Annotated in this window: 13 protein-coding genes and 1 pseudogene; 4 read left to right on the top strand and 10 right to left on the bottom strand. The window is 61.7% G+C overall.

Annotation, left to right across the window (positions count from 1 at the left end; translation table 11 throughout):
• Window positions 1-14: 14 nt before the first annotated feature.
• The 3 genes from ABGN05_RS28655 to ABGN05_RS28645 form a co-directional block, all read right to left on the bottom strand.
• Complete coding sequence (locus ABGN05_RS28655) at window positions 15-1,352, bottom strand: ABC transporter substrate-binding protein (RefSeq protein WP_367957465.1); 1,338 nt, start codon at window positions 1,350-1,352, stop codon at window positions 15-17.
• Window positions 1,353-1,480: 128 nt separating this feature from the next.
• Window positions 1,481-3,280 carry a hydantoinase B/oxoprolinase family protein gene (locus ABGN05_RS28650; RefSeq protein ID WP_367957464.1) on the bottom strand — a complete coding sequence of 600 codons (1,800 nt, stop codon included), beginning with the start codon at window positions 3,278-3,280 and terminating at the stop codon, window positions 1,481-1,483.
• Window positions 3,281-3,291: 11 nt separating this feature from the next.
• Complete coding sequence (locus ABGN05_RS28645; protein WP_367957463.1) at window positions 3,292-5,319, bottom strand: hydantoinase/oxoprolinase family protein; 2,028 nt, start codon at window positions 5,317-5,319, stop codon at window positions 3,292-3,294.
• A gap of 170 nt (window positions 5,320-5,489) precedes the next feature.
• Here ABGN05_RS28645 and ABGN05_RS28640 point away from each other — a divergent pair, with 170 nt between their 5' ends.
• Entirely contained in the window at window positions 5,490-6,323 is an 834-nt protein-coding gene (locus tag ABGN05_RS28640; protein ID WP_367957462.1) for a MerR family transcriptional regulator, read from the top strand.
• A 262-nt stretch (window positions 6,324-6,585) separates the two neighbouring features.
• Here the strand turns inward: ABGN05_RS28640 and ABGN05_RS28635 are convergent, their stop codons facing one another.
• The 6 genes from ABGN05_RS28635 to ABGN05_RS28610 all read right to left on the bottom strand — a co-directional run bounded on the left by ABGN05_RS28635 (window position 6,586) and on the right by ABGN05_RS28610 (window position 13,349).
• On the bottom strand, window positions 6,586-6,969 hold the full coding sequence (locus ABGN05_RS28635; RefSeq protein WP_367957461.1) for a PaaI family thioesterase: 384 nt from the start codon (window positions 6,967-6,969) through the stop codon (window positions 6,586-6,588).
• A 105-nt stretch (window positions 6,970-7,074) separates the two neighbouring features.
• Complete coding sequence (locus ABGN05_RS28630) at window positions 7,075-7,947, bottom strand: beta-keto acid cleavage family enzyme (protein WP_367957460.1); 873 nt, start codon at window positions 7,945-7,947, stop codon at window positions 7,075-7,077.
• 224 nt (window positions 7,948-8,171) lie between these two features.
• Entirely contained in the window at window positions 8,172-9,431 is a 1,260-nt protein-coding gene (locus ABGN05_RS28625) for a type 2 periplasmic-binding domain-containing protein (RefSeq protein WP_367957459.1), read from the bottom strand.
• 115 nt (window positions 9,432-9,546) lie between these two features.
• A complete protein-coding gene (locus tag ABGN05_RS28620; RefSeq protein WP_367957458.1) occupies window positions 9,547-11,040 on the bottom strand; it encodes a TRAP transporter large permease in 1,494 nt (497 codons plus the stop codon).
• Window positions 11,033-11,566, bottom strand: coding sequence for a TRAP transporter small permease (locus tag ABGN05_RS28615; RefSeq protein WP_367957457.1), 534 nt, complete (start codon window positions 11,564-11,566; stop codon window positions 11,033-11,035). The genes ABGN05_RS28620 and ABGN05_RS28615 overlap by 8 nt, the downstream gene beginning before the upstream one ends.
• 112 nt (window positions 11,567-11,678) lie before the next feature.
• Window positions 11,679-13,349: a thiamine pyrophosphate-binding protein gene (locus tag ABGN05_RS28610; protein WP_367957456.1), complete on the bottom strand. Its 1,671-nt coding sequence runs from the start codon at window positions 13,347-13,349 to the stop codon at window positions 11,679-11,681.
• 908 nt (window positions 13,350-14,257) lie between these two features.
• Here ABGN05_RS28610 and ABGN05_RS28605 point away from each other — a divergent pair.
• The 3 genes and pseudogenes from ABGN05_RS28605 (at window position 14,258) to ABGN05_RS28595 (ending at window position 17,136) form a co-directional block, all read left to right on the top strand.
• Complete coding sequence (locus ABGN05_RS28605) at window positions 14,258-15,259, top strand: TRAP transporter substrate-binding protein (protein WP_367957455.1); 1,002 nt, start codon at window positions 14,258-14,260, stop codon at window positions 15,257-15,259.
• A gap of 56 nt (window positions 15,260-15,315) precedes the next feature.
• Complete coding sequence (locus ABGN05_RS28600) at window positions 15,316-15,828, top strand: TRAP transporter small permease subunit (RefSeq protein ID WP_367957454.1); 513 nt, start codon at window positions 15,316-15,318, stop codon at window positions 15,826-15,828.
• Window positions 15,770-17,136 (top strand): annotated as a pseudogene (locus tag ABGN05_RS28595) (TRAP transporter large permease). The gene ABGN05_RS28600 and the pseudogene ABGN05_RS28595 overlap by 59 nt, the downstream one beginning before the upstream one ends.
• A gap of 4 nt (window positions 17,137-17,140) precedes the next feature.
• Here the strand turns inward: ABGN05_RS28595 and ABGN05_RS28590 are convergent.
• A complete protein-coding gene (locus ABGN05_RS28590) occupies window positions 17,141-17,851 on the bottom strand; it encodes a GntR family transcriptional regulator (protein ID WP_367957453.1) in 711 nt (236 codons plus the stop codon).
• Between the last annotated feature and the right edge of the window lie 209 nt (window positions 17,852-18,060).

Genomic DNA, 18,060 nt, shown 5'->3' with positions numbered 1-18,060 from the left:
GCAGGCGGAGGGGCTCACTTGAACCAGGGCGGCAGCGTGAATTCCGCTTCGTTGTAGGGAGCGGGGTAGATCAGCTTCTTGGGGTTTGCCGCGGCCGGATCCGTGATCTGGTAGAGCAGATGCGGCATCGCCAGCGATGGATCCTCCGACAGCGTCGGGTACGGAATGGCCGCGTTGAAGCGCGGGTCGTAGCGGAGGGTCCCGAATGGCGCGCGGTAGACGAAGCGGCGCAAATTGTCGGCGATCTTGCGGTTCTGCTCGTGGTTACCCGGCTCGCCGACGCCACCGGCCAGCGCCGCGGCGATGGCATAGTGGTACATCTCCGAATAGGTCGATGCGCCCGGATCGGCTTCCGCCGTATCGCCGAACTTGGCGTAGTACTTTTCACGGAAGGCGTTGCCCAGTTCGTCCGGTAGGATGCCGATCACCGACGAGGTCAGGACGCCGCGCGCGGCTTCGCCCGCCAGCTCGGAAAAGGCTTTCAGCAGCGGGCCGTACTGGTAGTAGACGAGGCTGTTGGTCGGATTCTGCGCGAACTGCACCTGGCATTGCGCCAGGTCGCCCGGGTAGAAATGCGTGTTGGCGATGACCGCCGGCGCGTCGTCGCGCACCTTCTTCAGCACAGCGCCCCATTCGGTGGTCGGAACGGGAACCACTTCCTCGAACGAGACCTCGAACCCGTATTTCGCGGCGTTGTCGCGGATCGCGTTCGAGATGACGATGGAATAGGGCAGCGAGCCGGTGATCAGCGCGATCCGGTTGTTTTCGGGCTTCCAGATGCCCTGCGAGCGGATGCGGTCGAGCATGACCGGCAGGCCGTAGCCGTAGTAGACCTCGGCCGGGTCTGCCATGAAGATGCCGAAGTAGCGTTCGGGATCGCTCTCGAAGACCTCGTGGTGGCCGACCGACGTGTTGTAGTGAATGTAGATGATGCCGGCGTCGGCGATGGCATCGTATTCGGCCTGGTTGGCGCCGACATTGTAGCCGTTGACGATGGCGCTGACGCCTTCGCGGTCGATGAGCAGGTTGGCCGCGGACGAGACTTCCTCGGCGGTCTGGTTGGCGCTGTCGAGCACGACGCTCTCCACCGTCATGCCGAGGATGCCGCCAGCCTCGTTGATTTCCTCGATGGCCATGTCGAGGCCGTTCTTGTGCTCGACGCCGTCGACGGCAAGCGGACCGGTCAAAGAGACCATCTGTCCGATCTTGATGGTTCCCGACTGCTGGGCATGGCCCGCATTGATGCCGGCCAGCGTCGCCGCGCCGAGCCCGGCGGTGGCGGCGGAGGAGGTTAGGAAGGCGCGACGCCCGATCGCCGGAGCGGCAAGCCGCTGGGACTTGTAGCTTGTCATTTTGCAATACTCCCTGTTGCCGCCGAAGCGGTGCCTGGTTTCTTCGAAAAAAGAGCGGAAATGGCGCCGCGGTTGAGCCCGCGGTCGGCGGATGCAGCCCGGGCAGCCGGTGCCGGGGCTGCACCGCGTTATGTCTGAAGCTTGCGCAGCCGGGCGGTCTCGGCCTCGTTCACCGTCATGGTGGCCGGGTCGATCACCACGCCGTAGTCGCGGCGCGCGGCGTCGATCGAGATGTATTCGTCCAGCACGTCGTCCAGCACCTTGTCGATGGGCCGCTCGGAGGGTCTGCCCCAACCGCCGCCTCCCGTGCTTTCGAACAGGAACTGCTCGTCATAATTGAACGCGTGGCCGGACAGCAGGGGACTGGTCCAGTCGCCGTTGGGGCTGAGCCCGCCGATGACCTGGCGACTGCCATCCGGATAGAGGTGGCTCGAGCGCTGGACGGCGCTGAAGCCCCCGCCGTTCACGCCGGGGCTGCCCTGGCGGGTGCGCGAGGTTTCCATGTTCAGCTCGCCCTCACAGAGGTAGCGGACCTTGAACACGGCTCCCAACCCGCCGCGGAACTTCCCCGGGCCGGCCGAATCCTGGCGCAGGTCGAAGCTCTCGTATTCGATCGGGAAGAAGAGCTCCGCGGTTTCCGCGGCCATGTTCATGCAGTTGCCCAGCGGGTCCATCGTCACGTTCATGCCGTCGTTGAAGGGCGTACCGCCCCAGCCGCCGGCCGGCAGATCGGAGAACACGCCCGCGATTCCCTTGGCGCGATCGACTGCGGTCGAGACGAACCAGTTGCATTCCGAGCAGGTCGAGCCCGTCACGCGTTCGGGGATGGCCTTGGCGAGAGCCTGCCAGATCGCGCTGGTGATCTTGGACGAGGCCAGCGTCGTGCAGCCGATGGTCGGCGCCGGCCAGACCGGATTGAGCCAGGTGCCTTCGGGGATGACCAGCTTGATGGGCGCGAACATTCCCGCATTCGAGGGCGCGTGCGGCGCGAGGAAGAACTGCAGCGAATAGAGGGCGGCCGAGGCGGTGTTGGCATAGGGCGAGTTGATCGAGCCCTTCACGATCGGATCCGAGCCGGTGAAATCCACCGTGATGTCGGACCCCTCGATGATGAGCTTGACCTTCACCTTGATCGGATCCGGCGAGAAGCCGTCCGTATCGGCGAAATCCTCGGCCTCGTAGACGCCGTCTGGAATGATCTCGATGCTCTTGCGGACGATCCGCTCGGTGTAGGCGATCAGTTCCTTCATCGCCAGTTGCACCAGATCGCGACCGTAGCGATCGGCCGCACGGGTGACCTCCGCCTCGGCGGCCTTGAGCGCGCCGAGGTGGGCCTGAAGGTCGCCCTTGATGTAGAAGGGCGTCCTCGTGTTGTTCATGATGATCGCGAGGAAATCCTCGTTGATCACGTAGTTCTCGTAGAGCTTGATCGGCGGCAGGCGCAGCCCCTCGGCGGCGATGTGGGTCGAGAACGACATGCCTCCCGCCGCGCCGCCGCCCAGATCCATCCAGTGCCCGCGGCTGACCGCGAAACCGACGAGAAAGGTCTCGTGGAAGATCGGCATAACGAAGGTGATGTCGTTGATATGAGTACCACCCTGATAGGGATCGTTCAGGGCGACGATGTCGCCGGGCTTCAGCGTCTCCTTGGGAAAGCGCTTCAGAGCCGCGTCGGCACTGAACTTCATCGCCGCAAGATGCACCGGGCAGTTCGCGGCCTGGGCGAGCAGGTTGGCGTCCGCGTCGTAGATCGCATTCGAGAAGTCCAGGATGTCGGCGAGGATCGGCGAGAACGAGGTTCTCTGCATGATCGTCGCCATGCGGGTGCAGGCGTATTCGAAGCTGTTGCGCAACACTTCGAAGGTGACGGGATCGATCCGGTCGGAGATGCCCGTCACGGCATTCTGGGTCGGGTTGGAAGTGGCCATGCCGGTTCTCCTCAGTTCGAGATGCTGACGATCAGGTTGCCGTGCGGGTCGACCTCGCCGTCGCAGCCGGGCGGCAAGACGGCGATGGAATCCTGATATTCTATGAGGGCCGGGCCGCGGATGGTCTCGCCCGTCAGGATATCGGCTGCGTTCTTCAGGACGGCGTCGACCCAGGTGCCTTCGAAATAGACCTTGCGGCTGCGGTCCTGGCTGCCCTCGGTCTTGGCGCCGGAAGCGAAGTTGAAGACAGGCGCCTCGGTCAGCGCGCCCGTGGCGACCACCCCCAGGGCGACGAAAGCGATGGGGAAATCATCCGAACTGACGCCATACTCCTGGCGATGCGCGGCATGGAATGCCTCGGCGATCTCCGGCAGGTGGTCCTTGTCCAGCTTGCCCGAACGGATCGACACGTCGACTTCATATGTCTGGCCGACGTAGCGCATCTGCGCGGTGCGGCCGATCTCGATCTTGTCGGCGGGTACCGAGTCGCGCGCCAACCGCTCGCGCGCCTCCACTTCGAGCTGTTCGTAGATCCGGTTGAGGGCATCGACACTGACGGTGCCCAGATCGGCGTAGTGGAAAGCCTCGACGTCGTGCCGGACGTTCATTGCCGTGGCGCCGAATGCCGAGGCCACACCGGCCTGCCCGGGTATGATCACCTTGGGGATGTTCATCGCCTGGGCGACGAAACAGGCGTGCATCGGACCCGCGCCGCCGAAACTGGCCAGCACGAAATCGCGAGGATCGCGGGCGCGCTCCACGACGACGCCTTTCACCGCCTGGGCCATGGTCTCGCAGGAGATCTTGATCATGCCTTCGGCAGCCTGCAGCCGGGTCAGGCCTATCTTGCCGGCGAGCCTGTCGATGGCCGCTTCCGCCGCCGCCACGTCCAGCGAGAACTTGTTCGACAGCGTGGGATCGAGACGCCCCAGCACGAGGTTGGCGTCGGTGATGGTGGGTTCGAGGCCGCCGCGGCCGTAGCAGGCGGGGCCGGGTTCGGAGCCGGCGCTTCGCGGACCGACGCGCAGCGAGCCGCCGTCGTCGACCCATCCGATCGATCCGCCGCCCGCGCCCACGGAGTGGATGTCGAGCATGGGAACGCTGACCGGCACCTCCCATTCCAGCTCGTAGTTGCGGGTGATCAGGCCGCCGCCGTTCTCCACGATCGAAGCGTCGAAGCTGGTCCCGCCGACATCGGTGTGGATGATGTTTCCAAAGCCCGTGGTGCGCGCCAGGTACGAAGCGTAGGCGACGCCGCCGGCCGGGCCGGATTCGATCAGTTCCTCGGGGCGCTCCTTGGCGTTCTCGGCCCCCATGACACCGCCATTGCTCTTCAGGATCAGCAGCGTGCCGGTAAATCCCTTTTCGGCGAGCGACGTGCTCAGCCGGTCGAAATAGATGGTCATCACCGGCATCAGGCAGGCGCGGATCGCCGTCGTGACGAAGCGCGGGTGCTCGCGAAAGATCGGCCGCGTCTCGGCCGAGATGACCACGTGCGCCTCGGGCACATGCTCGCGCAGGATGTCGCGCATCTGCTGCTCGTGCTCGGGGTTCACATAGGCGTTGATGAAGCCGATCCCGACCGCCTTGATCCCGCGCTCGGCAATCGTGGCGGCGATCCTGTTCGCGGCGTCCACGTCCAGCGGCCGGCGAACCTTGCCGGTGACCGCCATGCGCTCGTCCAGCGCAAAACGGTGGCGACGGCGGATCAGCGGCTTGGGCTTGGTCTGGTAGGGATCATAGAGCGCCTTGCGGTGCTGGCGTCCGATTTCGATCGTGTCGCGGAACCCGTCGGTGGTGATGAAGGCGGCGTCGGGAAAGTCGCGTTCGATCAGCGCGTTCGTCGCCGTGGTCGTGCCGTGCATCAGGAGGGAAATGTCGCCGAAGGCGATGCCGGCGGCTTCGATCGACTGCAAAACTCCGCGTGAACGGTCGTCTTTCGTCGTAAGAACTTTAGCTGTCTTGTAGTTGTTATTCTGTTCGTTCCAAGCGAAAAGGTCGGTGAAAGTTCCCCCAACGTCAATCCCAACTCGCCACATCCGAGCAGTCCTTCCTACTTTTTAGCGTATTCCGTGCGCGACCGTCCCCGGCGCTTGACAACCAAAAGTGAACGGTTGAAAAAATATGTCAAGTTAATTTGTTGAATTTTTCTCGCCTGACATCGCCCAGTGGCTGTGGCAGATAGAATCCCCGCCATGCAGGTCAAAAAATGAGCAACGATGTTGAAGATTCCGGCAGCGGCGCCGGCTCGAAAGCGGTCCTGAGGATCTCGGATCTGAGCCGGCTGACCGGCATCCCGGTCAGCACCCTGCGCTACTGGTGCGACCAGAATCTCCTTACTCCGCATGTGACCGCGACGGGCCACCGCCAGTTCGAACAGCGCCATGTCGCGGAGGCGCAGAACATCCAGCGCCTGCGCAAGATCCAGGGCCTCAGCATCACCGCGCTGAGATCGGCGATCGTCCCCGCGGGCCCTGCCCCCGAGCCGAGCGAAACGGTCAGCACGGTGGGAGACCGCCTGCGCCGTCTGCGCCAGGCGGCCAAACTGACGCTACGCGAGCTATCCGGCCGCACCGGCATCGACCAGAAGGTGCTTGCATCGATCGAGCGCACGTCGCTGGGCGGCATTCCCGAAACGAAGGCGCTGGCATCCTATTACGGCCTGACCCTGACCGAGCTGATGGCCGAGGATACCATGGCGGGCCAGCAAACGGTGATAACGCCGAAGTCGGGAGGGGTTCTGCAGCCAACGCTCGGCTCGGGTCTGCGGATCGAACAGATGGCCTCAGGCAAGACCATGATGGACTGCCAGCGCTGGTACATCGAGCCCGGTATCGGCAGCCATGGCGCCTACGACCACGACGGCGAGGAATTCATCTACGTCCTGTTCGGACAGTTCCAGATCACCATCCAGGGCGACAAGCAGCACAATCTCGGCCAGGGTGAAAGCATCTATTTCCCGAGTACGTTGAGACACGCCTGGCTGAACCCGGGCCAGACGACGACCATCCTGCTGTGGGTCAATACGCCTCCGACTTTTTGAGAATTGCGACAACCGCCATCACGATCGCTCGCCATGCGTTCTCGAAAAAGGAGCCCAGCCCCGACCTCGCCGAGGAAGCGCTCTGCGCCAGTTCCGCGATCCGGGACGCGCAAGACAAGCAGCGAGCCATGGCGCGCCTCCTCGACCCTTTTCCCGGGGCACCGGACGATCATGCCAGCTTCGTGCGGCACCTGATCGAACCGTTCGTCGAAGCTGCGCCCGCGCTGCTATCGCCGAAGGAGGAAATGCAGGGATTTGCGTTTCAAACCGCTCGCTTGCCGTCAATCACCTTGAAAACGCCCTGCATGATGGCGACGGTGCGGTCGCCGACGCGCAGTTCGCCTTGAGCGAAGGTCAACGACCGGCTCATCGATTTGATGATGGCCCTGCTGTAAACGAAATCACCACGACCGACCCGCCCACAAAAATTCACGTCGAGTTGTATGGTGGCGCTAGCAATTCCGGGGGCATCCAGTGGCCGGTCCCGGTTACGCCGCAGGCGAACCATTTTCCCCAGACCTATATCAGCCAGGGTGCAAATCATCCCGCCATGTATCGTGCCAGTGCCGTTGTCGTGGCGTTCCTCGCGAATCATTCCCACGCTCAGGTCCTCGCCCGTCTGCTTGATCCACAGATCTGCAACCATATCCGCGAATCTGTTGTCGGATATCAGAGTCCACCCCTCATTCGAAGGTAGGAAATCGGTGGCCGGCGCTTCATCTACTCCTTCTGTTTCCCCGTCCATATCCGGCTATACGCTCTCGAGCGAAAGAATCTCGCGTGCTTCCGCGGGGGTCGCAACCGCGCATCCAAGCGCCTCGATAATCGTCACCGCTCGTTCGACCAGAGGGACGTTGCCTTCGGCCAGCACGCCCCGTTCAAGATAGAGGTTGTCCTCCAATCCCACACGGCAGTGCCCTCCCAGGATCACGGATTGCGCAATCATGGGAAATTGGGCGCGTCCGATCCCAAAAGCCGACCAAAGGGTGTTTTGCGGCAAAAGCGAGCGCATCATGACCATGCTCTCGGTGGTAGCGGGTGCTCCGCCGCGAATTCCGAGACAGAACTGGAAAAACGGCGGCGCGGGCAACTCTCCCGCGGCCAAAAGACGGTTCGCAAGATCGATCTGGCCAAGATCGAAAACCTCGAGCTCGGGCTTGACGCCGGCTTCCTGTATGATCTTCGACATTATCCTCAGATGGGCCGGAGTATTTACAACAGCGTTCTCTCCAAAATTCATTGTCGTGATATCGAGGGTACAGATATCCGGCCTCAACTTCTTGATGTGTTGCGTACGCAGGTATGGAGATAGAACTTCCTTTATTGGATTGCCCGGCTCCAGGGAGGGGATGTAGGTTCCGCCGACACCTCCCGTCAGATTGATAAGCACATCGACGCCGCTGGCCCGGATACGCTCAACGACTTCCTCATAGAGAGCCAACGCCATGGATGGGGCGCCGGTCTCGGGATCGCGAACGTGAATGTGAACGGAGGCTGCGCCAGCCTTGGCGGCGGCCACCGCCTCCGAAGCAATATGTTCGGGTGTAATGGGCACGTATTTGCCTTTTGGGCCAATCGCTCCGCCGCCCGTCACCGCGCAAGTCAGAATTACCTTCCGTTTCATCGTTACTCCAATGTCCATCGCTGTTTCGACAGCGCGCCTGAAAGGTCATCAAAAGGCATCAACTTGGCCCGCCTGGACAGCGTCGGGATCCAACTGGAACCTTCACCGATCGACTGGGATGGGGGAAATATCGGTATCACCTGGCGCCGGACGCGGGCCTGACACGGCCCGGCCGAACACTGAACCCGAACCGCAAGAAGGCGGCTCGGGCAGAGAAGGTCGGCCTATTCGGCAGCCGCATATGCTGCGGCAAGTTCTTTCGAAACGCGCTGCTGATAAGCTCTCAGTTCAGCCGTATGGTCTTCGTGCCACGCGTCGTTCACTTCATTTGCATCGGCTGACTCGGCTGGAATGCCCAAATCATTCGAGACGATGTCGCTCCACTTCTTCATCAGTTCCATGAACTGATCGATCGCCTGCTGGGGATCGGTGACGCCTTCCGGTGCATTCGCTGCCAATTCTGCGACGATTTTTGCCTGATGTGCCTTCAATGCTGCCATCATATCGTCCGAGATTTCCAGGACCTGGACTTTACCCTCCCGGACGGAATCGCCGAACTTCACCGTGCCTGCAAGTGTTTGCGCGGCATCGACCTCCAGCAGGGTCGCGTAGCCGTCGGTCAAGATGCGCTGGGCAACCGGAGGAAGGCCGTCCCATACGCCTTTGTTGACGAGCGCCAGAGTTGCCATCCAGCCTGACAGCGGAATGCGGATCCAGTAGTTGTCGCCGCCGACGCCCGTCAGCCCATATGAATTGTAGCCCCAGGGGTAAAGGATGACGCAGTCGATGATGCCGCGGCTGTAGGCCTCGTAGACTTCCGAGATCACGATCGGAACAGCGACCATGCCGAGCGCTTCGACTTCCCTGGCGAATGCCTGATTGGGACTGCGCACGCGCTTGCCCTTGGCCTGTTCCAGATCCGCAACCGGCTTGTTGCACATCATATCGTAAGCCGCGCCGCCGGCTGCGCCTAGAATATGCAGCCCGTTCTTGTCGTATTCGCGCCGCACGTCATCATTGAGCACGTGAAATTCACTGTTCGCCCCTCCGGAGACCAGCTTGCCGTACGGTTGGCCCGGAGGAAACTGGTTGGAGAGCGCATTGAGCCAGTTCGTCACCGGGAAGTCGGCCGGCGTGTAGACTGGAAGCGCGCTCCCGAGATCGGCCAGACCAGCGGCGATACCTTTGGCGGATTCCGACGCGGACATCAGCGCACTGGCCCAGAAAACCTCGATCTCTATCTTTCCGCCCGATGCCTTGTTCACATAGTCGGCGAACGCCTGCACGTGCGGGCTTTGCGCCGCAGCGCTGTACTGGGCATAGGTCAGCTTGATGCTGTCCAGTGCCTCGACGCCCTCGTAGACCGGCACGTCCATCGCGGCGTCTTCCGCGAAAACTTGCGTTATTGCGGTGACCGAAATGCCGAGAGCCAGTGCGCCTCCCAACAGAGTCCTGCCGCATCGTAAGATTGTGGTATTTTTCATTGAGTTTCTCCTCCTTGTTTGTGCCGCATTAGGTCGGCGGTTTCACCTCAGGTTCGCTTATTGTGGGCCAACAAGACGGATATGAACCGGTCATCCCTGACCACGACCGGCTTGGCTACGCAGCCTTCGAAAGGGCAGGTAGCCACTCCACAATTTCCGGGAAGAATATGAGGATGACGAGGATCAGGAGCTGGGTTGCCACAAACCAGCCCAAGCCTCCGAATACTTCACCCAAAGAGATCGGCCTGGAATCTCCCAGGACCGATTTGTCATTGATCAATTTGTGAACCAGGTAAGAGAGGATGCCGACAGGCGGTGTGACGATCGCCAACTCACCCATGGCGACGGCGAAGATGCCGTACCACAGCAGGTCGATGCCCAGCGTTTCCAGCGTCGGCGCAAAAATCGGTATCGTCAGCAGCATGATCGCCAGCGGATCCATGAACATGCCGAGGATCAGATAGAAAAACATGACCGCGATCAGAAACTCGACGCGTCCGAGCCCGAGCGAGTCGATGAATTCGGACATTGCGAACGGCAGTCCGCTCAGCGCGAGGAACCTGTTCAGCAGCGTCACACCCACGATCAGGAACAGGATCGAAGCGATCGCGGACGCCGCGTCCATCAGCGCTTGCCCGATCTGCCCCGCAGCCTTTCGGCCTGAGAAGATGAACGCAATGATTATCGCCGCCCCGGCCGCGTAGGCACCCGCTTCGGTTGCTGTAAACACCCCCGAAAACAGTCCGCCAATGATGATCATGATCAGCAATGGCAGTGGCCATACATTGCCGAGCAATCGAATGCGTTCCCGCAGCGGCACAATCTCGGTCGATTTCGGGGCGAGCTTTGGATTGGCCGCTACGCGAAGAATGATCATCGCCCCATAGGCAAAGGCCGTCATGAAGCCGGGTACCACGGCCGCGATCAGCAACGGTCCGACAGGTACTTCCGCCACACCGGCATAGATAACCAGAAGGATACTGGGCGGTATGAGCTGACCCAGCGTCCCCGCCATGATGACGACCCCCGACGCAAGTCCGCGGTCGTAGCCAGATTTGAGCATTTCGGGCACGGCGATGCGTGCAAGCGCGAAGGAGATTCCAAGCGTCGAGCCACTTGCCGCAGCAAGTCCCGCGCCGGCGAAATTCGTCGCAACGGCAAGCCCGCCCGGCAACCAGTTCAACCACGCCCGAGCTGCTGCGAACACGTGGTTGCTCACCCCGGAACGCCACAGGATGATGCCCATGAGAATGAACATGGGTATCACCGAAAAAGTCCAGCTCGCAGCAGCGTGATGCGGCAGGTTCTCGAAAGCGGATATCACCGCGGGTGCCCCCCGGAGCGCCCACACGCCGATCCCACCCGTAATCGCCATGGTGACGGCGATCGGTATGCCGAAACTCATCAGCACCAGCATCACGCCGATGCCACTCAGCCCGCGCATTTCGCGAGGAATACCAGGCGCTACCGTGAAATAAAGACAAACCACCAGCAACACCAGAAGCAACGGGAGAATCATCCCATGCACGGCCGACTTACGGCCACTGCCATGCACAGAAACATTCATCTCATCGACAGCTTCTCGTCTCAGGCTTTCGGGATTACTCATGGGGAGGCTCTTCTCTCAAGCTGCGAATGCTCGCGATGAGATCCTCCGTCAGTTGGAGGGCAAGCAACAACATGCCCAGCGGAATCGCAAACCGCGCTGGCCAGATCAGGACCGTCACCGTCCCCATGGCAACTTCGCCACGTTCCATCTGATCAAGCGCGTAGAACCAGCCATACCAAGCCAAGAGCAGCACCAGGACGATGCTCACCAACCGTGCCGCGATCTCCGAAAGCTTGCGATGCAGATCGGGCATCAGCTCGATCATGAGGGAGACGTCGATATGCTCACGTCTCCGCTGGGTCAGGGCGACGGCGGGAAAGATTATGAGCACCATCCACCAGTAGGAAACGACTTCGATCGTCCCCGGCAGCGGCGCATTGGCGAGATATCGCATCGCCACGTCGACGATGATGTGCACCATGAGAATCAAGGTCGCACCGGCAGCGATCACGCCACCGCCATTCACCGCCCAGCCGAGAATGCGCGCGGCCCCGCGAGGTCGTTCTGTCGGTTTGTCATCCCGCATTTTGGATACTCCTCCCGTCGGCGCCCGATCGGATGACCGAGCGCCAGGCACGCACGTTCGGAAATGTCCGAAACCAGGTCCGCTGGATCTCCTGCATCAGACGATCCCCCGCCTAGGGCCTGTCAGCCATCGCCTTGATATCCGTCAGAACATCAACCACGACCGGCTTATCCAGAGAGAGAGCATGTTTGAGTGCGTCGGCAACGTCGCCAGGATCTTCCACACGGATCCCCTCGCACCCGAAGCCCTTCGCGATGTCGGCGAAATTCACCCGCTTGTCGAACTGCCACATCCTGATGGCGTCCGGGGTCTGGTTGCCCTTGTAAGCACGGTTCATCGAACCGTACTCCTGATTGTGCGAATGGTTGTTGTTGACGACCGTCACGGTGTTTATGCCGTAGCGCAACGCCGTCTCCAACTCGGACAGATGGTAATAGAAGCCGCCGTCTCCGGTGAAACAAACAACCGGGCGATCCGGTGCGGCGCATTTTGCGCCAAGCGAGGCAGGATAGCCCCAACCCAGAGATCCGGCGGCCCGAAGGAATTTCTGACCAGGTTTGATGTCGAACATCGCAGCGGCCCACATCCCGGCGTGACCGGTGTCGACTACAAAGATGCCGTCATCGGGCAGTGTGTTTTCGATCTCACGGACCAGGCGCTCCGGACGGATAGGTGTCGCACCGGAGGACATTCTCGGTTCATTGTCGCGGCGCCAGTCGTCTGCAAGCTGTTTGGCGCGCCCGAGCCATTCATCCCTTCCGCCAACAGGTTCGGCCACCTCGATCATGCGCTGCAACGTCGTCCTGGCGTCGCCCAACAGACTGACGTCATTGGGATAATTGCGTCCCAGCTCGGCTGGATCGATGTTGAGCTGAATAACCTTAGTCGCCCCGGGGACCGGGCTCTTCCACATGTTGGTGACCTGGCTACCAGCCTGAGCACCGGCGAAGAACACCACGTCCGCTTCGTTGACGGTGTGGTTGGCGGACATGCGCGGATAGGTACCGACGACCCCACAAGCGAGTTCGTGTCGCTCGGGAATCGCCCCTTTGCCGTTGAGCGATGTCGCCACCGGAATTTTCATCAGCTCGGCGAATTCCTGGAGCGCCCGTTCGCCTCCGGATGCCGTCACGCCACCGCCTGCAACAATGATGGGCCGTCTCGCCGCCTTCAGAAGCTCTACTGCTTCGCGCACCGCGACCATGTCGGGCTCCGGCCGAAAGGCGGGAAAGCTGGCGAAGCGGGCCTCGGATACGGGAAGTCCACCATCGAGTGTAAACTCCCCATCGAGGTCGGCGAGATGTCCCGGGATTTCCAGATGTACTGGCCCGGGCACACCGGTCGTCGCCGCTCGGAAAGCTTGCCGAAGAAGGTCCGGGAGACGATTCACGCTCTCGACTGACACATTGAACTTCGTAACTGCATCGTACATTTGAAGAGCGTCTATCTCTTGATAGACATGCTTGTTCCGCAAGCCTCGCGCAGGCCCACCGGTCATCGCCAGAACCGGCGACCGGCCGAGCCACGGGTCTTGCAATCCGGCAGCCAGATTGGCTGCACCGACGTATTGCGCGCCTACGACGCTCACTTTGTTGCTGACGCGCGAGTACCCGTCGGCCATGTATGCAGCCGCCTTTTCACTATGGGCGGAAAGTAGAGTAATGCCCATACCGTGCATTTCTGCGAAAGCAGGCATTAGTAGCGCGGGCATGTGGAAAAAATAATCGACCCCGTAAGACCTTAATGCCTCCGCCAGATAGCGGTTGCCAGAAATCTTCCGCATTAAACGTCCTCCCTGAAGGGCGTATAATAAATACACCCCAAATACCTATTTTAGTTCTGGGCAACACTCCGGCTACATCTAAGGATAAGGCCGGATCGCCAACCGTCAGCAGCTCTTCGGATCGAACCACCGAAGGGGTAAAAATGAGCCTTGATTGGCAAGTCGTATGAATGGATCTCCCAGGAATCGATCGCGTCGGGCGCAGTGCCTTGATGGAGCGGCCACAGGCGTAACCTGTCGTGACATCACGATACACAGATTATTCATTTTGGCAATTAATGTAACAAACGGTACATCTGTTATGTCGCCAGCGCGATTCTTCCGTCTGGATCGGCTACTCTCGGCCCGATTTGTCGCCTGCGATAGCCGGATTTCAACGGCTTCCGGTCAAGAAGCCCGTCGATCATCGAAGGGACGGCCGATTGGTCTGCCCTCGTGCCAGTCGCCGCCAGATGAGTTGTGGGTCCGTTTTCCATACTAGGATGACAAAGCGTTCTAAACCGACGCCGCGAACAACCGGCGTTCAGCGGACGTGTAGTACGGCGCTGATGGTTGAGACGGTATACAGCGCGGGTCATGTCCGGCGGCATGGTGCAGGAGCGCCGACCTTCGGAGACCGCGCGTCACCTTGCCCCCTATTGACCCGCGAGGCATCGGCCAAGCTCGCTTCGCCGTGGTTCTACCTTGTGGCGAGCCTCGTCTGCATGATCGCTCGGCGCCAAGAACGAAAGCGTGAAGCAGCGGGCGTGCACAAGGCGGACGTCCGACGATCCGCCTGCGCACGCTCGGGGTGATCCGGCCCCGCTCGTCCGCAATCTTGTAGACATCAAATATTTTTCGTGCATATTTTGTCCCGCAAGGATCATCAATGGCGTCCTACGACGCTGCCAGCCAGAGGACACTTCAGGATGACGAGGACGACATCTTTCATTGGCGCCGCGCTGATCGGCGCCACCGTGATGCTGGGCGGAACCGCGTTCGCGGATACGGTGAAATGGGATCTTTCCAACGACTACCAGGCCAATTCGCTGCCGGGGCAGGCCGACAAGGTCTTTGCCGACAAGGTCAAGGAACTGAGTGGCGGCAGCATCGAGGTGACGCTGCACATGGGCGGCGCGTTGGGATACAAATCTCAGGATGTCTTCGACGCCGTGCGCACGGGAGCGGTCCAGATCGGCGATGCGTCAACGGCCTTCTGGGGCGGTATCGACGCCGTCTTCAAGCTCTCGAGCCTTCCCTTTCTTCTGGCGAATTCCGGCGAAGCCAAGCTGCTCTACGAAGCGGGCCGTCCGGCTTATGAAGAGGTGCTGGCAGCCAACAACCAGATGCTGCTCTACACCGCGCCATGGCCGCCCTCGGGCATCTGGGCCAACAAGCCGATCGACGGCCTCGACGCTCTCAAGGGGCTGAAGATCCGCAGCTACGACACGAACTCGACGCTCACGATGTCCGAGCTGCAGGCAAGCCCTGTCCAGCTGGCATGGGGCGACGTGATCCCGCAGTTGGCCGCAAACGGCATCGAGGCCGTGCTGACCTCGGCGGAGGGCGGAGTCGGCGCTCAGTTCTGGGATCACCTGAACCACTTCACCGAGATCAACTACGCCATGCCCCTGAGCATGGCCACGCTCAACAAGACGGAGTTCGACAGCCTGTCCGATGAGCAGAAGACGGCAGTGATGGATGCCGCCAAGGCGGCGGAGGAGTTTGCCTGGGCCGCGCTCGCCGACAGGACCAAACAGAACTATGCCCTGATGAAGGAGAAGGGCGTGACCGTCGTGAGCGGGCTCGCGGACGACTACATGGCCGCGCTGATTGCAGGCGGCAAAAAGGCTCGCGACGGATGGGTCGCCGAGATCGGCAGCAAGGGTCAGTCGATCATCGACGATTTCCAGAAGAGGGCCGGTCGCTAGACCGACGCGATGGGGCCGCGGTACATCCGCGGCACTCATTCATGCGGAGTGCGACCATGACGGCTCTCGATCGTGCGGCTTCCATCCTTTCGGCATTCGCCGCCCTGATCGCCGGGACCATGCTGGTCGCAATGGTCGGCCACACCATCCTGGAGATGGTGCTGCGCGCCTTCTTCAACACATCGACGTTCGTCCTGGACGAGTTCGTCGGCTACGAGGTCGCAGCGCTGACAATGCTGGGCCTCGGTCATGCGCTGAATACCGGCGGGCTGATCCGGGTCAATCTGCTGACGCGTCTTCTCGGAACTACGGCCCAGCGCCGGGTCGAGCTGGCGGTGGTGATCCTCGTGTTCGCACTCTGCCTCTATCTGTCCCGCTATCACCTCCTTGCCATCGAGGCCGCCTATGCCCGAGGCACGCGCAGCAACACGCTCGCGCAGACGCCGCTGTGGCTTCCGTTGGCGGTTTTCGTGGCGGGTCTCGTGATCTTCATGATCCAGCTCCTGGCCTATGCGCTTCGCCTGCTCGGCGGCGGGAATCCTATCCGCGACAACCACGAAAGCGCCTGACCAGATGGGTTTCGAAGCCGTCTTTACCGCGGTGGCCGTGCTCGGCCTCATGCTCGCCTATCTGACGGTCGGCATCTGGATTTTCGCCGCACTGCTGCTCGTCGGGGTGACGAGCCTCCACCTGCTTGCGGGGTTCTCGATCGACCGCATCGGCTTCATCATGCAGTCGGTAACATGGTCGGCCGCCACACGCTGGGAGCTCTCGGCAATTCCGATGTTTGTCTGGATGGGCGAGTTGATGTTCCGTACCGACATTTCGAGGCGGCTCTTCAACGGTCTGGCGCCTCTCGTCTCGCTGCTGCCCGGCAGGCTGCTGCATGTGAACATCCTCGGCTGCACGCTGTTTGCCGCCGTCAGCGGATCGAGCGCGGCGACGACGGCGACCGTGGGGAAGATCACCACGGGCGAGCTTCTGAAGCGGGGCTATGCGCGTGACATATCAATCGGCTCGCTCGCAGGCGCGGGAAGCCTGGGCCTCATGATCCCGCCCTCCGTCGTGCTGATCATCTATGGTGTGCTCGGCGAGGTCTCGATCACCAGGCTATTCCTCGCCGGTGTCGTTCCCGGGCTGATGATCGCAGCCATCTACTCGCTCTACATCATGCTGGTCGCCATCCGGCGCGAGGGCACGACTCCCGTCGACGAGCCGCGCTACGCGGCCCGCGACTACGTTGCCGGGCTGATCACGCTTGCGCCCGTGATCGTGCTGATCGGCAGCGTGCTGGGCGTCCTCTACTCGGGAATCGCCACGCCTTCGGAGGCAGGCGCCGTCGGCGTCGGCGTCAGCCTCGCCGTGATCGTGCTGACCGGCCAGTTCAGCGTCCGGGTCATCGCGGAATCGGTCCAGGCGGCTGTCGTAACCTCGGCGATGTTGTGTTCGATTCTCATTGCCGCCAGCTTCATGTCGACGGCCATGGGCTATCTGCACATCCCGGCGACCATCGCAGGGGCCATCGGCAGCCTCGACCTCGGCCCATATGGCCTGATCGCGATGCTGGCCCTTTTCTACCTGATGCTCGGCATGTTCCTGGAAGGAACGTCGATCACGGTCATGACGCTGCCCATCACCCTGCCGCTTGCGGTCGGCGCGGGGTGGGACCCGTATGGTTCGGCATTTTCCTCGTGGTCATGGTGGAGATGGCGCAAATCACTCCTCCCGTCGGGTTCAACCTCTTCATCCTGCAGTCGCAGACAGGCGAGAGCATCGTGCGCGTGGCGCGCGCCTCGTTTCCCTTCTTCCTTCTGATGTGCCTGGCGACCGTGCTCCTCGTCGTCTTTCCGGAAATCGCCCTCTGGTTGACCAGGTAGCGGATCAGAAGGACATGTCGGTGGCGAGGCTGCTCGTCATGTACTCGAGCACGCGCTTCCGGAAGAGTTCGGTGTGGGCGCGCGCGGTCTCCTCCGCGGCATCGGCATCTCCGGCCACGATGTGGCCGGTCATGATCCTGTGGTCTTCCACGATGGCGCCGATGTGCTGATCGCGCCTGGTTTCGGTACCTTCGTAGGCGAGCGAGATGCGCGAAAGCCGCAGCCCCAGAGCGAGCAGTTGCGCGTAGTGCTTCGCCACGAGCGCATTGCCGGAGGCCGTTCCGATCGCCTCGTGGAACGCGAGGTTGGTATCCATCATGCCGGTGATGTCGCCATCGGCGGCAGCCTTCTCGAAGCTGCGGCGCCCGGCATCGATGATCGTGATATCCCGCTGCGTGCGCCGCAGCGCCGCCCACCGTGTCACCATGCGCTGCGCGGCATCCAGCGCCTCGAAAAACTCCCGCACACCCGACAGGTCGACGCGCGAGACCCGCGCGCCCCGATTCGGGAGCATCTCCACGAGGCCTTCCGCAGCCAGCCGGATCAGCGCCTCACGAATGGGAGTCCGGGAGACGCCGAGAATCCCGATCAGGACCTGTTCGTCGAGATCAGCGCCAGGCTTGAGCTGAAGCGACAGGATCTGGTTGCGAATTTCCTCATAGGCCCAGCGGGTGCCCGTTCCTTTCGGGCGCCGGTCCTTCGTCGTTTCCACCATCCCTTTTCCGATCCTTGCATTTTTCGTGCGTTGCGCGATCGCGTTGGCCGGTTGCCGCTGGCCGGCACCCGGAAATCCCCAGTCTCGCAGCCAAAGTTCCGCTCGATGCCGACGACCTATACGCACTCGACGCTCCCAACGCCACACCGCACGCGCAGCACGGCAGCGAGACCGATTGACATTGTGTATGGAAATAAATATGCACGAAA

This window comes from Aquibium pacificum (assembly GCF_040839445.1).
Taxonomy (GTDB): domain Bacteria; phylum Pseudomonadota; class Alphaproteobacteria; order Rhizobiales; family Rhizobiaceae; genus Aquibium; species Aquibium pacificus.
The sequence above is the reverse complement of the archived record's forward strand: the minus strand, read 5'-3'. Positions and strand labels throughout refer to the sequence as shown.

Bases quoted from the DNA above. Each gene is read 5' to 3' on its own strand.
- ABGN05_RS28630 (WP_367957460.1), bottom strand. From the start codon at position 7,947: ATGAAACGGAAGGTAATTCTGACTTGCGCGGTGACGGGCGGCGGAGCG.
- ABGN05_RS28650 (WP_367957464.1), bottom strand. From the start codon at position 3,280: ATGGCCACTTCCAACCCGACCCAGAATGCCGTGACGGGCATCTCCGAC.
- ABGN05_RS28655 (WP_367957465.1), bottom strand. From the start codon at position 1,352: ATGACAAGCTACAAGTCCCAGCGGCTTGCCGCTCCGGCGATCGGGCGT.
- ABGN05_RS28645 (WP_367957463.1), bottom strand. From the start codon at position 5,319: ATGTGGCGAGTTGGGATTGACGTTGGGGGAACTTTCACCGACCTTTTC.
- ABGN05_RS28620 (WP_367957458.1), bottom strand. From the start codon at position 11,040: ATGAGTAATCCCGAAAGCCTGAGACGAGAAGCTGTCGATGAGATGAAT.
- ABGN05_RS28625 (WP_367957459.1), bottom strand. From the start codon at position 9,431: ATGAAAAATACCACAATCTTACGATGCGGCAGGACTCTGTTGGGAGGC.
- ABGN05_RS28590 (WP_367957453.1), bottom strand. From the start codon at position 17,851: ATGGTGGAAACGACGAAGGACCGGCGCCCGAAAGGAACGGGCACCCGC.
- ABGN05_RS28640 (WP_367957462.1), top strand. From the start codon at position 5,490: ATGAGCAACGATGTTGAAGATTCCGGCAGCGGCGCCGGCTCGAAAGCG.
- ABGN05_RS28610 (WP_367957456.1), bottom strand. From the start codon at position 13,349: ATGCGGAAGATTTCTGGCAACCGCTATCTGGCGGAGGCATTAAGGTCT.
- ABGN05_RS28600 (WP_367957454.1), top strand. From the start codon at position 15,316: ATGACGGCTCTCGATCGTGCGGCTTCCATCCTTTCGGCATTCGCCGCC.
- ABGN05_RS28615 (WP_367957457.1), bottom strand. From the start codon at position 11,566: ATGCGGGATGACAAACCGACAGAACGACCTCGCGGGGCCGCGCGCATT.
- ABGN05_RS28605 (WP_367957455.1), top strand. From the start codon at position 14,258: ATGACGAGGACGACATCTTTCATTGGCGCCGCGCTGATCGGCGCCACC.
- ABGN05_RS28635 (WP_367957461.1), bottom strand. From the start codon at position 6,969: ATGGTTGCAGATCTGTGGATCAAGCAGACGGGCGAGGACCTGAGCGTG.